Source organism: Gordonia soli NBRC 108243 (genome assembly GCF_000334455.1).
Lineage (GTDB): Bacteria > Actinomycetota > Actinomycetes > Mycobacteriales > Mycobacteriaceae > Gordonia > Gordonia soli.
In genome coordinates this window covers 171,304-187,297 of the sequence record NZ_BANX01000008.1, presented here as the reverse complement: position 1 = coordinate 187,297, position 15,994 = coordinate 171,304, and the positions used below count along the sequence as shown (strand labels likewise).

At 69.0% G+C, this 15,994-nt stretch carries 14 protein-coding genes; 7 read left to right on the top strand and 7 right to left on the bottom strand.

The window, feature by feature from the left end:
* Positions 1 to 56: 56 nt before the first annotated feature.
* On the top strand, positions 57 to 962 hold the full coding sequence (locus GS4_RS06875) for an alpha/beta hydrolase (protein WP_007618885.1): 906 nt from the start codon (positions 57 to 59) through the stop codon (positions 960 to 962).
* A gap of 58 nt (positions 963 to 1,020) precedes the next feature.
* On the opposite strand, the gene rfbB is transcribed toward GS4_RS06875, so the two are convergent.
* Positions 1,021 to 2,025, bottom strand: coding sequence for a dTDP-glucose 4,6-dehydratase (rfbB, locus tag GS4_RS06870; RefSeq protein WP_007618884.1), 1,005 nt, complete (start codon positions 2,023 to 2,025; stop codon positions 1,021 to 1,023).
* Positions 2,026 to 2,160: 135 nt separating this feature from the next.
* Between rfbB and rfbA the strand changes: the two genes are divergently transcribed.
* Both rfbA and GS4_RS06860 read left to right on the top strand, forming a co-directional pair.
* On the top strand, positions 2,161 to 3,036 hold the full coding sequence (rfbA, locus tag GS4_RS06865; protein WP_007618883.1) for a glucose-1-phosphate thymidylyltransferase RfbA: 876 nt from the start codon (positions 2,161 to 2,163) through the stop codon (positions 3,034 to 3,036).
* A 1-nt stretch (position 3,037) separates the two neighbouring features.
* The gene (locus tag GS4_RS06860; RefSeq protein ID WP_007618882.1) at positions 3,038 to 3,661 is read left to right on the top strand and encodes a dTDP-4-dehydrorhamnose 3,5-epimerase family protein; all 624 of its coding nucleotides are present in this window, start codon (positions 3,038 to 3,040) and stop codon (positions 3,659 to 3,661) included.
* 206 nt (positions 3,662 to 3,867) lie between these two features.
* Here the strand turns inward: GS4_RS06860 and GS4_RS06855 are convergent, their stop codons facing one another.
* Positions 3,868 to 4,449, bottom strand: a complete 582-nt coding sequence (locus tag GS4_RS06855; protein WP_007618881.1) for a TetR/AcrR family transcriptional regulator — start codon at positions 4,447 to 4,449, stop codon at positions 3,868 to 3,870.
* 79 nt (positions 4,450 to 4,528) lie between these two features.
* Here GS4_RS06855 and GS4_RS06850 point away from each other — a divergent pair, with 79 nt between their 5' ends.
* Positions 4,529 to 5,668, top strand: a complete 1,140-nt coding sequence (locus GS4_RS06850) for a DMT family transporter (protein WP_157226536.1) — start codon at positions 4,529 to 4,531, stop codon at positions 5,666 to 5,668.
* On the opposite strand, the gene GS4_RS06845 is transcribed toward GS4_RS06850, so the two are convergent.
* Positions 5,587 to 6,018 carry a DUF2304 domain-containing protein gene (locus GS4_RS06845; RefSeq protein ID WP_007618878.1) on the bottom strand — a complete coding sequence of 144 codons (432 nt, stop codon included), beginning with the start codon at positions 6,016 to 6,018 and terminating at the stop codon, positions 5,587 to 5,589. The two genes, GS4_RS06850 and GS4_RS06845, sit on opposite strands and share 82 nt — an antisense overlap.
* 4 nt (positions 6,019 to 6,022) lie before the next feature.
* Entirely contained in the window at positions 6,023 to 6,757 is a 735-nt protein-coding gene (gene ppgS / locus GS4_RS06840; RefSeq protein WP_051989639.1) for a polyprenyl-phospho-N-acetylgalactosaminyl synthase PpgS, read from the bottom strand.
* A 56-nt stretch (positions 6,758 to 6,813) separates the two neighbouring features.
* Between ppgS and GS4_RS06835 the strand changes: the two genes are divergently transcribed.
* Together GS4_RS06835 and GS4_RS06830 are read left to right on the top strand one after the other, a co-directional pair.
* Positions 6,814 to 7,647 (top strand): glycosyltransferase family 2 protein, encoded by an 834-nt coding sequence (locus GS4_RS06835; RefSeq protein ID WP_040509746.1) that lies wholly within the window; start codon positions 6,814 to 6,816, stop codon positions 7,645 to 7,647.
* A 221-nt stretch (positions 7,648 to 7,868) separates the two neighbouring features.
* Positions 7,869 to 8,558, top strand: coding sequence for a DUF998 domain-containing protein (locus GS4_RS06830; protein ID WP_007618875.1), 690 nt, complete (start codon positions 7,869 to 7,871; stop codon positions 8,556 to 8,558).
* Here GS4_RS06830 and GS4_RS06825 read toward each other — a convergent pair.
* Both GS4_RS06825 and GS4_RS06820 read right to left on the bottom strand, forming a co-directional pair.
* Complete coding sequence (locus tag GS4_RS06825; RefSeq protein ID WP_007618874.1) at positions 8,533 to 9,855, bottom strand: polysaccharide biosynthesis protein; 1,323 nt, start codon at positions 9,853 to 9,855, stop codon at positions 8,533 to 8,535. The genes GS4_RS06830 and GS4_RS06825 overlap by 26 nt on opposite strands.
* Positions 9,852 to 11,222 carry a M1 family metallopeptidase gene (locus tag GS4_RS06820; protein ID WP_007618873.1) on the bottom strand — a complete coding sequence of 457 codons (1,371 nt, stop codon included), beginning with the start codon at positions 11,220 to 11,222 and terminating at the stop codon, positions 9,852 to 9,854. Before GS4_RS06820 ends, GS4_RS06825 begins: the two co-directional genes overlap by 4 nt.
* 266 nt (positions 11,223 to 11,488) lie before the next feature.
* Between GS4_RS06820 and GS4_RS06815 the strand changes: the two genes are divergently transcribed.
* Positions 11,489 to 11,914 (top strand): DoxX family protein, encoded by a 426-nt coding sequence (locus GS4_RS06815; RefSeq protein WP_007618872.1) that lies wholly within the window; start codon positions 11,489 to 11,491, stop codon positions 11,912 to 11,914.
* Positions 11,915 to 12,055: 141 nt separating this feature from the next.
* On the opposite strand, the gene GS4_RS06810 is transcribed toward GS4_RS06815, so the two are convergent.
* A complete protein-coding gene (locus GS4_RS06810) occupies positions 12,056 to 15,913 on the bottom strand; it encodes a Pls/PosA family non-ribosomal peptide synthetase (protein ID WP_007618870.1) in 3,858 nt (1,285 codons plus the stop codon).
* Positions 15,914 to 15,994: the final 81 nt, after the last annotated feature.

Sequence of the window (15,994 nt, the reverse complement as noted above, 5' to 3'; positions counted from 1 at the left end):
CCACTGCCAATTGGTACGTTGACCGTTGTCGAGAGTCCGGTGTCGAAGGGGGAGACATGAGTGAGCGCAGTGACGTCGAGTTCGATTCGTCGGGGACGACGTGTCGGGCCTGGTTGTACCGACCGACGGATGGTGTGGACGTCCCGATCATCGTGATGGGCCACGGGCTCGGAGCGGTGCGACGGATGCGCCTGGACGTGTTCGCGGAACGATTCACCGCCGCCGGCTACGCCTGCCTGGTCTTCGACTACCGACACTTCGGCGACAGCGATGGACAGCCGCGGCAACTGCTGTCGATCAGCCGACAGCTCGACGACTGGGCCGCCGCCATCGCGTATGCGCGATCGGTCCCCGGGGTCGACCCGACCAAGGTCGTCTTGTGGGGCACGTCGTTCGGTGGCGGACACGTGATGATCGCGGGACGTCGCGACGGCCGCGTCGCGGCGGTGGTCGCGCAGTGTCCGTTCACCGACGGCATCGCCTCGACGCTCGCGCTCGGTCCGGTCTCCGGTGCCAAGGTGACCGCCCGCGCCATCGCCGACCTCGCCGGTTCGGTGTTCGGCCGCGCCCCGGTGACCGTCGCGCTCGCCGGCCCACCGGGGTCCGCCGCCCTGATGTCGGCACCCGACGCCGTCCCCGGCTACCTACCGCTGGTCCCCGACGAACTGGACTTCGCCAACGAGGTCGCCGCCCGGGTCGGATTGGCCGTGCCACTGCACTTCCCGGGACGCGCACTGCGGCACGTGTCCGCGCCGACACTGGTGTGCGTCTGCGACCGGGACACGGTCGCCCCTCCGCGTACCACGGTGCGGTACGTCGACAGATCACTCAACGCCCGGATGATCCGGTACCCGGTCGGACACTTCGACATCTACCCCGACGCCGACGGTGGCGGCGAAGCGTTCGAGAAGGTCGTCGCCGACCAGCTGGGGTTCCTGCGGGCGATTGTTCCGGCCGGCTGACGGCGGGTCGTTCGCCGTCGGAATGTCCCGGCAGCGCGATGACCAGCGGTCGAGGAGGTCAGCCGATGACCTTCTCGGTGGCCGCGTAGCCCTGCTCGACCCCGACCTTGGTCTGCTGCCACCACTCGGTGTTGTCGCGATACCAGTCGACGGTCGCCGACAGTCCGGCGCGGAAGTCGAGATACGACGGCTGCCAGCCGAGTTCGGTGCGCAGGCGGGTCGAGTCGATCGCGTATCGGCGATCGTGGCCGGGGCGGTCGGTGACGAAGTCGAAGGCGTCGGCCGGCTGTCCGAGCACCTCGAGGATGGTCTCGACGACGGTCCGGTTGTCGACCTCGCCGTCCGCGCCGATGAGGTAGGTCTCGCCGATCTCGCCGCGGTCGATGATCGCCCACACGGCATCGTTGTGGTCGTCGACGTGGATCCAGTCGCGGACATTGCGGCCGTCGCCGTAGAGGCGAGGACGGATCCCGTTGAGCACGTTGGTGATCTGGCGGGGGATGAACTTCTCGACGTGCTGGTACGGCCCGTAGTTGTTGGAGCAGTTGGAGATCGTCGCGCGCAATCCGAAGGACCGCACCCAGGCTCGGACCAGGAGGTCGGAGCCGGCCTTGGTGGAACTGTAGGGGCTGGACGGGTTGTACGGCGTCGCCTCGGTGAACCGCCCCGGATCGTCGAGCTCGAGATCGCCGTAGACCTCGTCGGTGCTGATGTGGTGGTAGCGCACGCCGTGGGCGCGGACAGCCTCGAGCAGCGTGTACGTCCCCACCAGGTTGGTGTGCACGAACTGCGACGGATCGGCGAGCGAGTTGTCGTTGTGCGACTCCGCGGCGAAGTGCACGACGAGGTCGTGGTCGGCGACCAGGCGATCGACGATCACCGCATCGGCGACGTCACCCTCTACCAGCGAGATACGTTCGCCGAGCGTCGCCAGGGTCGACGGATTGGCCGCATAGGTGAGTTTGTCGAGGACGGTGATCTCGACGTCGGGCCGCTGCTCCAGGGTCCGCAGCACGAAGTTGGCACCGATGAAACCGGCGCCGCCGGTCACCAGGACGCGCATCGCCGAACCTCTCTTCCTCGCTCGTGACCGCCGCGGTCGGACGATCGTGGCGGTCCGCAGCCGCGATCGCCACCGGTCAGCCTACCGAGCCGGGTACATCCCGACGAACGGCCGTGAGATGCGTACGCTGAGCGCATGCGGGGCATCATTCTGGCCGGTGGGACAGGGTCACGGCTGCATCCGATCACGCAGGGCGTGAGCAAGCAGCTGGTCCCGGTCTACGACAAGCCGATGATCTACTACCCGCTCTCGACGCTGATGCTGGCCGGGATCCGCGACATCCTCGTCATCACCACGCCGCACGACCAGGCGGCCTTCGCCGAACTCCTGGGCACCGGTGACCGCTTCGGCGTGAACATCACCTACAAGGTGCAGGAGTCGCCGGACGGCCTGGCACAGGCATTCGTGCTGGGAGCCGACCACATCGGCGACGAGTCGGTCGCGCTGGTGCTGGGCGACAACATCTTCTACGGACCCGGGCTGGGCAGCAAGTTGGCCGGCTTCGAGAACGTGGACGGCGGTGCGATCTTCGCCTACTGGGTGGCCGACCCGACCGCCTACGGTGTGGTCGATTTCGACGAGTCCGGGACCGCGGTCTCGTTGGAGGAGAAGCCGACTGCGCCGCGATCGAACTATGCCGTGCCCGGCCTGTACTTCTACGACAACGACGTGATCGAGATCGCCCGCGACCTGAAGCCCAGCGCGCGAGGCGAATACGAGATCACCGACATCAACCAGCACTACCTGCGCGAGGGGCGGCTCGCGGTGACCGTCCTGCCTCGTGGCACGGCCTGGCTCGACACCGGCACCTTCGATTCCCTGCTCGACGCGGGCAACTTCGTCCGGACCGTCGAACAGCGTCAGGGGCTCAAGATCGCGGTGCCGGAGGAGATCGCCTGGCGCCGTGGGTTCATCGACGACGCCGAGCTGGCGGCGCGCGCGGAGAAACTGCGCAAATCCGGGTACGGCGACTACCTGCTCGGACTCATCGAACGCGGCAAGGGCCACTGACATGCAGATCCGACCCCTGACCATCGACGGCGCGTGGGAGATCACCCCCGTGCAGCACGGCGACGCCCGCGGGCTGTTCACCGAGGCGTTCAAGTCGTCGGTGCTGAGCGAAGCCATCGGCCACCCTTTCGAGCTGGCCCAGATGAACCTGTCGGTGTCGGCTGCGGGCGTGTTGCGCGGCGTGCACTTCGCCGACGTCCCACCGGGGCAGGCCAAGTACGTGACCTGTCCGTCCGGTGCGGTGCTGGACGTGATCGTCGACATCCGGGTCGGCTCGCCGACCTTCGGCATGCACGACACCGTCCTGCTCGACGACGTCGACCGGCGGGCGGTCTATCTCTCCGAGGGCCTCGGGCACGCGTTCCTCTCGCTGGCCGACGGCTCGACGGTCACCTACCTGTGCTCGACGGGTTACAACCCGTCCGGAGAACACGGCATCGATCCCACCGATCCCGCTCTCGGGATCGACTGGCCGACCACTGGTCGCGATGGCGTCCCACTGGAGTACGAACTGTCGGCGAAGGACACCGCAGCGCCGAGCCTGGCGGCGGCCGAGGCGTCGGGATTGCTGCCCGATCATCGCGAGGTCACCGGCTACCTGCGATCCCTGGCCGAACGCGACTGACCGCACCCGGGCGCCGGGAGCGCAGCGAGCGGGCCCAATTTCCGCCGGGCGCCGGGAGCGGAGCGAGCGGGCCCAATTTCCGCCGGGTGCCGGGAGCGGAGCGAGCGGGCCCAATTTCCGCCGGGCGCCGGGAGCGGAGCGAGCGGGCCGATGTGACCGAGCGCAGCGAGCGGGCCCAATCGACAGGTCGCTGCGAGGACGCGGGTTCAGCGCAGCAACTCCACCGCGGCCGCGCCCGCCTCGGCAAACGGGTCGGCGATGGTGCCGAAACCAGCGCTCACCTGTGCTCCCTCGTGTAGGAGCATGATCCGATCGGCCACCAGCGACGGGTCGTCGACGCCGGCATCGGCTGCCAGTCCCCGGAACAGGTCGAGCATCCAGCGTTTCTGCTCGATGATCACGTCGTAGGCGGGGTGCTCGGGTGAGGTGATCTCGGCGCGCGCGTTGATCGTCGCGCAGCCCCGGGGAGCCCGGGTGCGCGACCACTCGGACGCCGCCGTGAAGACTGCCGCCACCTGGGCCGACGGCGACGCAGCGGCCGCGGTCCGATGGTCTGCGAGGAACCCGCGCCATAGCCGGTCGCGTTCGTTCAGATAGGCGACCACCAGCCTGTCCTTGGAACCGAAGCGGTCGTAGAGGGTCTTTTTGGTGACCCCCGCGTGTTCGCTGATGGTGTCGACGCCCACGGCATGGATGCCGTTCTCGTAGAACAGTTCCGATGCGGCATCGAGGATGGCTCGAGCCTTCGGGGTCAGCGCAGGTGGCTCCGGCGGTAGCGGATCGAACATGGCGCCATCCTACCCGTGAAGTAAACCGATCTGTATAGTCGACCAGGTGAGTAAACAGATCGGTATACCTTCGGCTCGTGTGATCGGTTTGCCGAGGCGCGAGCAGGTCGTGATCGGGCTGCTCGCCGTCACCTTCGTCATCTGCTGGTCGTCGGGTTTCATCGGTGCCAAGCTCGGCGCCGCGGATGCGCCCGTACCGACTGTGCTGATGTGGCGGTTCCTGCCCCTGGCCGCGATCGCGGTGCCGGTGATCCTCGTCTGGTGTCGGCGACGTGTCCGACCGATGTCCCGATCCGAGTGGGGAAGGCAGGTACTGATCGGACTGCTCTCGCAGGCGGCCTATGTGGTGACCGTCTACTGGGCGATCGGGATGGGGGTGAGCACCGGCACCACGGCGCTGGTCGACGGTGTGCAACCGCTCGTCGCGGCGGCATTGGTGGGTCCGTTGCTCGGCGCGGTCGTCACCAGGGGACAGTGGGTCGGGCTCGCGCTGGGACTCTTCGGGGTGGCCGTGGTCAGCTGGACCGACGCCACCTCGGCGGCGGGTCGGACGCCGCTGTGGGCGTACGTCATCCCGCTGGCGGGGATGGCCGCGCTGCTCGCGTCGACCTTCATCGAACGCCGTGCACCGAGGTCGGTGCCCGCCTCGGTGGCCGTGTCGATCCACTGTTGTGTGTCGGCGGTCGTCTTCACCGGACTGGCACTCGCGACCGGCACCGCATCTCCCCCGGCATCCGGTCGGTTCTGGATCGCGATGGTGTGGCTGATCGTGTTCGCCACCCTCGGCGGCTACGGGCTGTACTGGTTCTTGCTCGCGCGGATCGGCGTGACGCCGGTGAACAGTCTGATGTTCGCGATCGCCCCGGTCACCGCGGTGTGGGGAGCGGTCATGTTCGACGAGCCACTGACCGCGACGACGGTCGTCGGGCTGGGGCTGGCGATCGCCGCCGCGCTGATCGCCGGGCGCCGGGAGCGCAGCGAGCGGGCCCGATTGGTAAGGCGCCGGCGCCGGGAGCGCCGCGAGCGGGCCGATGTGACCGGGCGCCGGGAGCGCCGCGAGCGAGCCGATGTGACCGGGCGCCGGGAGCGCAGCGAGCGGGCCGAAGTGACCGAGCGCGACCCGCCCGCTGCCGGAGGTCAGGCGTCCGGGTCCGGCCCGTCCGACGGGCGTGGGGTCGTCGGCGTCTCGTCCGGAGCCGCGTCCGGCCGACCGAACTGACCCGGTTGTGCCGACTGCTCACGCTGGCGGACCTCGGCCAACGCGACCGCGCGGGCCAGGCGCGTGTACCGGATCTCCAGCTCTCGGAATCGCAGATACGTCGCGACCGTGGTGAAGGCGAATGCGATGACCAGGCAGTAGAGCACGAGGTCGGTGCCGCGGCCGACACCGACCCAACTGGCGACGGTGGTCAGGTCGTCCGGCCGCAGCATCGCGTAGATGCCGAAGACGACGAACACGACGAAGAGGATCTTGACCCCGGCCGACGCCCGTGCGTTGCCGCGATTGGTGACGAAGAACCACACCAGGCCGAGGGCGGCGAGCAGCAGCAGGATCTGGATGGCGATCATCGGCTCATCTCCGCATCCGGCCGTGTAACAGCCCGTCGGCGACGATGTTGACCCCGTTGATCAGCGACTGCCCCTTCGCCCGTGAGTACTCGGTGTAGAGGATGGTCACCGGTTGCTCGGCGACACGCCAGCTGTGGTGGTCGATGAGCGCGACGAACTCGGATGCGTGGCTCATGCCGGCCATGATGATGTCGAGTTGATCGGCGACGGTCCGGTTGAACACCCGCAGACCGTTGTGGGCGTCGGTCAGGCCGAGGCGCCGCGTTCGCGGGCTGAGGAAGACGATGGTGCGCAGCGCGATCCGGCGCACGATGGGCACCGACTCGCTGCGGCCGTCGGCGAATCGGGTGCCGACGATGATGTCGACGGGTTCGGCGCGTAGTCGGTCGATCATCGCCACGACGTCGGAAACCCGGTGCTGACCGTCGGCGTCGAAGGTGACGAAGTACTTGGAGCCCGGCTGGGCCCGCGCGTACTCGACGCCGGTCTGGATCGCGGCGCCCTGCCCCAGATTCACCGGGTGCTGCACGAGGTGGACTCCGGCGGCGAGGATCTCGGCTGCCGAGTCGTCGGTGCTGCCGTCGTCGACGCAGACGATGTTGGGGAAGGTCTGAGCCGCCTGGCGCGCGACGTCGGCGATCACAGACGCCTCGTTGTACACCGGGACGACGAGCCAGACGTCGGAGTTGTCCACCGATGCACGGTCCCCGGATCGGGGGTCGGTGGAGCCCTCTGCCATGCCGGTAACCATAACGGCCGGTGGTCCCGACCGAGCCGTTGGCTAGGCTGATCCGCGTGCCGATCGACGTGTTGATGCCGTTCTATGGCGACATCGCACAGTTCCGGACCGCGGTGACGAGTGTGCTCGACCAGCGTGACACCGATCTGCGGCTCGTGGTCGTCGACGATTGCTACCCCGACCCGGAGCCGCGCGAGTGGCTCCTGTCGTTGGGCGATCCGCGGGTCAGCTATCTGCGCAACGAGACCAATCTGGGCGTCAACGGCAACTTCCGGCGGTGCGTCGAGCTGGTCGAGTCGGACCACTTCGTGGTGATGGGCTGCGACGACGAGATGCTGCCCGACTATCTGGGGACGGTGCGTCGGGCCGCCGCGGAGCATCCCGATGCCGCGGTGGTCGCTCCCGGAGTGGAGGTGATCGACTCCGCCGGCCGACCGATCCGCCCCGTCGGTGACCGGATCAAGTCGATCCTGGCGCCGTCGGGTGCGGTCGTGTTGTCGGGGGAGGAACTGGCCGCCGGGCTCTATCGGGGTAACTGGACCTACTTCCCGTCGCTGCTCTGGCGGACCGCGGCGGTCCGAGAGGTCGGTTTCCGCACCGGGCTCGAGGTGGTCCTCGACCTCGCCCTGCTCGTCGACCTCGCGGCGCGGGGCGATGCGCTCGTCCACGATCCGACGGTCGTCTTCCGCTACCGGCGGCATCAGGCGTCGGTGTCGTCGGTGCAGGCCGTCGACGGTCGGCGCTTCGACGAGGAGACCGCCTTCTTCGCCGGCGAGGCGCGTCGGTGTACCGAACGTGGCTGGCCCAGGGCGGCGCGCGCCGCCCGCTGGCACCTGACGTCGCGTCTGCATCGCACGCTGGCCCGAACCGCGGGACTGCTCGGCCGCTGATCGGGTGTCGCCGACCGCCACCCTGTCGGCTCCGTGGCGCTGGATCGGCCGTCAAGTCTCCGGAATTTCTGTACGTGGCAGGCCGGTCGTCGACATAGTGTCGATGGGTCCGTTCCCTGGTACAGATTTTCTGCTGGATCGGGCGTAGGCGCCCGCGCTGCCGGATGCGGGCACTGTCGGATCAAGCCGGTGCGCTGGATCGTCGACGCTAAGCTGTGGCGATGTCATCGGCGTCGATCCGGCTTCTCGTCGCCGGCGTCCTGGTCGCGATCGCAGGCCTCTGCTACTCCTCGTGGGTGCTCGAGTTCGCCTGGCCGGACCGACTCGACCCGCTCAACAGCTTCCTCAGCGAACTCGATGCCGCGCAACGGCCCCATCGCGAGGTCTATGTGGTCGGCGACGTCGTCACCGGTGTCTGCACGATGATCGCGGCGGCCGTGCTCCTGCTTCCTCGACGTATCGTGCTCGGCCGACTCGCGACCACCGCGGTCCTCGCCGTCGGTGTGTTCGGTGCGGCGACCGTGGCCGACGCCCTGCTCCCCATCGAGTGCATCCCGGGCATCGACGCGGGCTGCCCGTACGAACCGAGTGGGCTCCTCCCGCAGCTGCATCACGTCCACGCTCTCACCAGCACCATCGCGGTGTTCGCGATCTTCGCCACGATGATCGCGGCGACCCTGGCGAGCCTCCGGTCCGGTCGGTGGCCGCTGCTGCGGGTGGTCGGCGCGGTCGTCTTCGCCGTGGTCGCGCTGACGACGGTCTGGATGATGATTGCCGACAACTTGTCGGGTGACTACCGCCTGGGACTCGCACAACGCATCCAGGTCGGCGGGATGACGACGTGGTTGGTGCTGTGGGGCTGGTCGGTCGGCCGGACAGACCGCGTCAGACCGGATGACCCGACGAGGTGACGCGGCGTCGGCCGAGGACGGCCACGAGATGGACCGTCATCCCGATGACCGGTCCGCCGATCAGGGCTACCGACACCGCGGTGGTGAGCGCGACCGGCAGCGCCAGGAGCGCGATGGATGCGCCGGTGGCGAGCCACCATCCTGTCGCGTACCACCGGTGTGCACCGACCGCGATCGTCGCGGCACCGGTCACGGTGAGTGCGGCCAGCGTCGTGGCGCCGACGGTGAGTGCGCCGACAGTCAGTCCGCCGAGGTCGAATCCGGACCCGAACACGCTGCGCAGCAACCACGGACCGATCGCCCATGCGGCGACCGCGCCGACCAGACCGATCGCGGTGACCGCGGCGAGCGGGATGCGCAGCGCACGAAGTGGCGTCGCACGCTGGTCGACGAAGCGGGCGATGAGGACGCCCTGGAAGCTGTTGAGCGGCACCAGCAGCGGCGCGCGCGTCAACGTCACGGCGAGGACGACCGCACCGAGGATCGCGGCATCGGCGGACGTTGGCCGGGCCACCAGGTCGATGAGAACCGGGAAGCCCATCACCAGGATCGCGCTGGCGGCGGCTGCGGCCATCGCGGTGAGCGTGTTGGCCGCGAGACGACGCGGACCGACGTCGGCGTGGAGGCCGATCACCCGACGTGCCGACGGGACGGCAAGCACCACCACGATCCAGGACACCGAGCCGACGACCGTGATGACCAGGAAGGCGGTGAGGCCCGCACCGAGGGCCACCGCCAGGACGGCGCCCACCAACCGGATCATCGCGTCGACCGACAGCAGGATCGCAAAGGCGTTCCAGGACATCGCTCCCGAGCACGCTCCGGCCAGGTGCGCGTAGACCGCGAAGCTCGCGACACCGACGGCGAGGAGTCCCACCGACAGTGCGCGGTCGTCGTCGACCAGGCGACCGGACCACAGCGGCGCGGTGGCCAGTACGAGCAGGGCGAGTCCGAGGCCGATGACCGTGTTGATCACCAGAGGGCGCGCGGTGACCGGCGCATCGACGGTCACGGTGCCCGGCTCCGCGGAACTGCCGGCGCGGACGGACCGGGTGGTCTCCTGGAGTTGTCCGTTCTGCGCGCCGGTGACCATGCCGTACGCGGCCCAGAAGACGGCGAAGGCGCCGTAGCCAGCTGCGCCCAGATGTCGTGCGGCCAGCAACAGGACCAGGTACCCCGACACCGCAGCGACTGCCGTCGCGATGGTGACCCGACCGATGGCACCGCCGGTGACCCCGGACGCCGCCGGGACGTCGGCGTCCGGGGTCACCGGTCCGGATCCCAGGGGTCCGGTCATCTCGGGGTGGGCGACGGCTCCGGAAAGGCCGGCAGCTCGGGTGTGAACAGCCACCGGTCCCACAGCGGTCCCAGCGGTGTGGACGCGAAATTGGCTGCCAGCGAGATGAAGTCCTCGGTGGTCACCGACCCGTAGCGATACTTGTCGGTCCAGCGATGCAGCAGTGCGAAGAAATTGCCGTCGCCGATGGCCAGTCGGAGAGCGTGCAGGGTGATGGCGCCCCGCTTGTAGACCCAGTCGTCGAACATGTTCCGCGGCCCGGGATCGGCCAGCGACTCCTCGACGGTGTCCTGGGCGAGCTGATCGTGGTGGTACCGGGCGAGCTCGTCGGCGCTCGGACCGCCGGAGTGTTGACTCCACAGCCACTCCGCATAGCAGGCGAACCCCTCGTGCAGCCAGATGTCCCGCCAGCGTTCGAGCGTCACCGAGTTCCCGAACCACTGGTGTGCGAGCTCGTGGGCGACCAGTCGCTCCGAATCCTGAGTGCCGTCACAATGGTTGGCCCCGAAGGTGGAGAACGACTGCGCCTCGATCGGGATGTCGAGCTCGTCGTCGGTGACCACCACGGTGTAGCGCGGGAAGGGGTAGGGGCCGAACATCTCGACGAAGGCCTCGATCATCTGGACCTGCCGGCCGAAGTCGACGTCGAACTCCCGGGTCAATCGGGCCGGGAGGAGGGCGTCCACCGGAATGGGCTTGGTGGCCAACGACTTCGTCCGATAGTCGCCGATCTGGATCGATGCCAGGTAGGTGGGCATCGGCTCGTCCTGGTGGTAGTCCCAGGTCGTCTGGCTCGCCCGCGTGCGCTTGGACTTGAGGACGCCGTTGGCGAGGGCGTGGTAGGGGCTGTCGGTGGTGATGGAGATCCGATACGGCGCCTTCGCGCTCGGGTGGTCGTCGCAGGGGAACCACGAGGCGGCACCGTTGGGCTGGTTCGCGCACAGCGATCCCTCGGTCAGCTCCTCCCAGCCGACCTCACCCCACGGACCGCGGATCGGTCGGGGCGAGCCGGAATAGCGGACCTCGATGGTCATCGCACCGCCGGGCGGGATGGGATCGGCGGGTGTCACCGACAACTTCGCGCCCCGATGGGAATGGCGGGCGCGGCTGCCGTTCACGAGGACCCGGGCCACCTTCATCGTCGATGCGAGGTCGAGGGTGAAGCGCCGCAGCTCGTTGTAGGACGTCGCGGTCAGCGTGGCGTCGCCGGCGAGTCGGTTGCTCGACACCTTGTACTCGAGTTCCAGGTCGTAGCGCGAGATGCGGTAGCCCAGGTTGCCGTTCTTCGGCAGGTAGGGGTCGATGCCGTCGGCGGGTGCACCGAGTAGAGGCTGGCCGAGCGGACGCCTGCCCGACTTTCCCGGCACGTGTTCTCCCTCGCTCGCAGGTGGATGATGTTCGATGTCGCTGGTGGCGCCGTCGGCTCGACGCTCCCCGCCACCCGAGGTCGTCGGCGGGACACCGATGCGAATCGCGCGGATGGAATCGCCACGCAGACGACCGGTGTCGCGGACACTTAGGTTACCTGCCGGAGTCGGGGAGCACCTCGCGGTGAGGCCCGAGGCTGGTGCGGTTGTTAACCGGACCAAGGTCCGCTTACACTGACGCGGTTGACCAAACGGAAGGAACTGACATGTTCGGCATCCGGAGTGTGGCGCTCTTCGCGGCACGGCTCATCCTCGGGATCATCTTCATCGCACACGGTTGGCAGAAACTGCACACCAACGGGATCAGCAACGTCGAGAAGGGTTTCGACGCGATGGGCATCCCGGCCCCCGGTCTCGCGGCGCAGTACGCGACGTGGGTGGAGTTCATCGGTGGCATCCTGCTCATCCTCGGCCTCCTGCTGCCACTGGTCTCCCTGCTGCTCATCCTCGACATGATCGGCGCGATCATCTACGCGCACTGGGACGCCGGGTTCTGGAACGCCGACGGTGGCTACGAGTTGCCGCTCGCCCTGATCGCGGGTCTGCTGGCGGTGGGTATCGCCCAGGCCGGTGGTGCCGCGGCCGACCATTATGTGTTCCGCAGGCGGAACCGGAACGCCGTCGTCGACTGACACACGCATCACGCACGCATCGGCCGGCCATCCCAGTCAGGGGTGGCCGGCCGAGTGCTCTCGTCCATCCGGTTCCGCACCACCCGGACCCCGTGGTGCCGGGCGACTCCCGGAGTCGTTGCGCACCGGGAAGATCGGGGATCAGCGACGCCAGGGCGCGATGGGGTTGCCCTGCCACCGCGTGTGGGCGGGGACCACGTCGCCGCGCATGACCAGCGATGCCGGCCCGACGGTCGCGCTGTCGCCCAGCCCCGATGCGGGCAGCGCGACGCAATGCGGGCCGAGTGTCGCGCCGGCGCCGAGGACCACCCGATCCATCGCCATCACACGATCGTGGAACAGATGTGTCTGGACGACGCAGCCGCGTTGGACGGTCGCGCCGTCGCCGAGCTCGACCAGATCGGCCTCCGGCAGCCAGTACGTCTCGCACCAGACGCCCCGTCCGATGCGGGCACCGAGCATTCGCAGCCAGACGTTGAGGATCGGTGTCCCGGTGGCCGCATTGGCGAACCAGGGCGCCGCCACGGTCTCGACGAAGGCATCCGACAACTCGTTGCGCCAGACGAACGAACTCCACAGCGGATGTTCCGACACGTCGATGCGGCCGACCACGATCCACTTCGCCGCGGCCGCGATGCAGCAGGCCGCGGCCCCGGCCACCAGCAGCAACAGTCCGCTGACCAGCGCAGCCACCCAGTAGTTCGCCTGGGTGGCGATGTACTGCAGGCCGAGCAGCATGAACACGCCCAGGCCGAACGACACGATCACCGGCACGATCCGCAGTGTCTCGACGATCGCGCGGGCCACCTTGAGCCGCACCGGCGGATCGAAGGTCCGCGAGGTGTCGGCCTCGGACGCTGTGCGCCGCAGTCGAACCGGTGGGCTACCGAGCCAGCTCGATCCCGACTTGGCGCGTTCCGGAGTCGCCGACAGCACCGCGACCAGGCTGTTCTTGGGAACCTTTCGGCCCGGACCGGTCATCCCCGAGTTGCCGAGGAACGATCGCTTGCCGATCTTGGCGTCGTCGATGTGCAGCCAGCCGCCACCGAGCTCGTAGGACGCGACCATGGTGTCGTCGGCCAGGAACGCCCCGTCGCCGATGGTGGTGAACTTCGGCAGGACCAACGCGGTCGAGATCTCGGTCCCCACACCGACCTTGGCGCCGAGGATGCGGAACCACCAGGGGGTCAGCAGGCTCGCGTACAGCGGGAACAGGTAGGTGCGCGCCGCGTCGAGCAGCCGTTCGGTCATCCAGACCTGCCAGCCCACCCGCGAGCGCACCGGGTAGTAGCCGGTGCGCAGGCCGATGGCCAGCAGTCGGACGAGGATCGCGGTGACGGCGGCGAACACGACCAGGCTGGTCACGGTGGCAGCCGGCAGCAGGATCAGCGCCCGGATGCCGACGTCGCGCAGTCGGTCGGCGTGCAGCGCCCACGATCCGATGACCGCGAGGCCGGCGGCCAGCGACAGCAGCGGGATCGCGGCCAGCGCCAGCGACGAGAGTCCGAAGATCGGGACCCAGACCGTACGCCGAGGCGGACGCGTCTGCGGCCACGGACGCTCGGCCTTGCCGATCTTGGCGGCCGGTGAACCGGCCCACCGCTGACCGGCCTTCACCCGACCGAAGACTGCGGAACCGGGGTCGACCTCTGCGTCGCGACCGACCACCGACCCGGGCGCCAACGTCGAGCGGGCACCGATCGAGGCATTGCGTTTGATGACGATCTCGCCGACGCGGACGACGTCCCCGTCGATCCACCAGCCCGCAATATCCACTTCGGGCTCCACCGATGCGCCGTCGCCGATGGTGATGAGGCCGGTGACGGGCGGGATGGTGTGCAGGTCGACGCCACGGCCGATGGTCGCCCCGAGTGCCCGGGCGAGGTAGATCATCCACGGCGCGCCCGAGAGATTGGCCGCGCCACTGGCATCCAGCAGGCGTTCGGCCACCCAGAGTCGCAGGTGGACACTGCCGCCGCGCGGATGGTCGCCTGGTTGGAGCCGCCCGAGGAGCAGTCGGGTCCCGGCCGCCGCGATCAGCATCCGGCCGGGCGGCGTGATGAATACGAGGAAGGCCGCGATCAGCACCCACCAGTCCACGTGGACCAGCCACGGGACGGAGTGTCCGCTGGTGTTGACGATCGCGATGCCGATGTTGTTGGCGATGCCGAGCCAGGTGGCCCACTGCAGACCGGTGAGCGTGGTGAGCGGGACGGACAACGCGAGTTGGGTGAGTCCCGCGCGGCGCGGTGTCGGTCGGACGTCGCGCGCCTCGATGTCGGTCGGACGTGTCCGCTCGGACAGCAACTCGGCGAGCGAGCCCAACCGCGGATGGTCGTACAGGTCGGCGACGGTCACCTCGGGGTGACGTTCACGGACCGCGGTGACCAGCTGGGCGGCGGCCAGCGAACCGCCGCCCTCGGCGAAGAAGTCGGTGTCGGGATCGGTGACCCGGACGCCGAGGACCTCGGTCCAGCGCTCGGCGAGCCAGGCCTCCTCTTCGGTCAGGTCGTGGTCGTCGTCATCGCCACCCGAACTCGGCAGCGGCCACGGCAACGCGTTGCGGTCGACCTTTCCTGACGTGCGGGTGGGGAGCTCGTCGACGAGCACCAGGCGCGGGACCATCGGCGCGGGAAGGCGTTCGGTGAGCGCGGCGTGCGCGGCGGCGACGTCGAACTCCGGATCCGCGGACACCACGTAGCCCACGAGCACCGAGTTGCCCGCCGCGGACTTGCGGACCGCCGCGGCGGCCCCGCGCACCCCGGGCAGTTGCTGGAGTGCGTTGTCGATCTCGCCGAGTTCGATGCGTCGGCCGCCGACCTTCACCTGGTCGTCGGCGCGGCCCATGAACACGAGGCCGGCGGGATCGTTGCGCACCAGATCGCCGCTGCGATAGGCGCGTTCCCAGCCGAGTGTGGGCATCGGCGCGTACTTCTCGGCGTCCTTCGCGGGGTCGAGGTAGCGCGCGAGCCCGACACCGCCGATGACCAACTCGCCGACCTCGTCGTCGGCGACCGGCTGACCGTCGGGGCCGACCACCGCCAGATCCCAGCCGAGCAGCGGCAATCCGATCCGGACCGGTCCTCCGCCGCCGAGGGGAGCGGCACACGCGACAACGGTCGCCTCGGTGGGACCGTAGGTGTTCCACACCTCCCGCTCGCCGGTGGCGAGCCGGTCGGCGAGTTCGGGCGGGCAGGCCTCGCCACCGAAGATCAACAGCCGCACCGCCTCCAGCGCCTCCGACGGCCACAGGGATGCGAGCGTCGGCACGGTGGAGACGACGGTGATGTCGCGCTGCACCAGCCAGGGTCCGAGATCCATGCCGCTGCGCACGAGTGCGCGCGGCGCGGGGACCAGGCAGCCGCCGTTGCGCCATGCGAGCCACATCTCCTCGCACGACGCGTCGAAGGCCACCGAGAGTCCGGCGAGGACGCGGTCGCTGGGCCCGATCGGGTCGGCCTGCAGGAATAGTCGGGCCTCGGCGTCGACGAAGGCGGCCGCGTTGCGGTGGGTGACCGCGACGCCCTTGGGGGTGCCGGTCGAGCCCGAGGTGAAGATGATCCAGGCGTCGTCGTCGACGGTGGGTCGCTGCAGTTCTCTCGCGTCGCGCTCGACGACGACCGAGGTACCCGACGCGTCGATGATCGCGTCCACGCCTGCCTCGCCGAAGACCAGCTCGGCGCGCTCGTCGGGGTCGTCGGCATCCACCGGGACATACGCGGCACCTGCGTAGATCGCCGACAAGATGGCGAGATAGAGGTGTCGGGTCCCCGACGGCATCCGGATGCCGACCCGGCTGCCACGCCCGACCCCGGCATCGGCCAGCCACTGTGCGCCACGTCGCACGAGGGCGAGGAGCTCCGAGTACGTGAGAGCCTGATCACCATCGTCGATCGCCGGTGCATCCGGGCTGAGTCGAGCCGACTCGTCGAGGACGTCGCACAACGTCCGCGGGTCGCTGGCCTGCGATGACAGCAGGAATTCAGCAGGTATGGGCACGCGACACCGACATCCTTTCCTCGACACGAGTAAATCTAGCCAAATCGGGATAGCAGTATCTGGGACGCATGTGAACAATCA

Coding starts and splice junctions, on each gene's coding strand:
- GS4_RS06845 (WP_007618878.1), bottom strand. CDS start 6,018: ATGATCGCCATCCAGATCCTGCTGCTGCTCGCCGCCCTCGGCCTGGTG.
- ppgS (WP_051989639.1), bottom strand. CDS start 6,757: ATGGCAGAGGGCTCCACCGACCCCCGATCCGGGGACCGTGCATCGGTG.
- GS4_RS06860 (WP_007618882.1), top strand. CDS start 3,038: ATGCAGATCCGACCCCTGACCATCGACGGCGCGTGGGAGATCACCCCC.
- GS4_RS06825 (WP_007618874.1), bottom strand. CDS start 9,855: ATGACCGGACCCCTGGGATCCGGACCGGTGACCCCGGACGCCGACGTC.
- rfbA (WP_007618883.1), top strand. CDS start 2,161: ATGCGGGGCATCATTCTGGCCGGTGGGACAGGGTCACGGCTGCATCCG.
- GS4_RS06875 (WP_007618885.1), top strand. CDS start 57: ATGAGTGAGCGCAGTGACGTCGAGTTCGATTCGTCGGGGACGACGTGT.
- GS4_RS06830 (WP_007618875.1), top strand. CDS start 7,869: ATGTCATCGGCGTCGATCCGGCTTCTCGTCGCCGGCGTCCTGGTCGCG.
- GS4_RS06815 (WP_007618872.1), top strand. CDS start 11,489: ATGTTCGGCATCCGGAGTGTGGCGCTCTTCGCGGCACGGCTCATCCTC.
- GS4_RS06855 (WP_007618881.1), bottom strand. CDS start 4,449: ATGTTCGATCCGCTACCGCCGGAGCCACCTGCGCTGACCCCGAAGGCT.
- rfbB (WP_007618884.1), bottom strand. CDS start 2,025: ATGCGCGTCCTGGTGACCGGCGGCGCCGGTTTCATCGGTGCCAACTTC.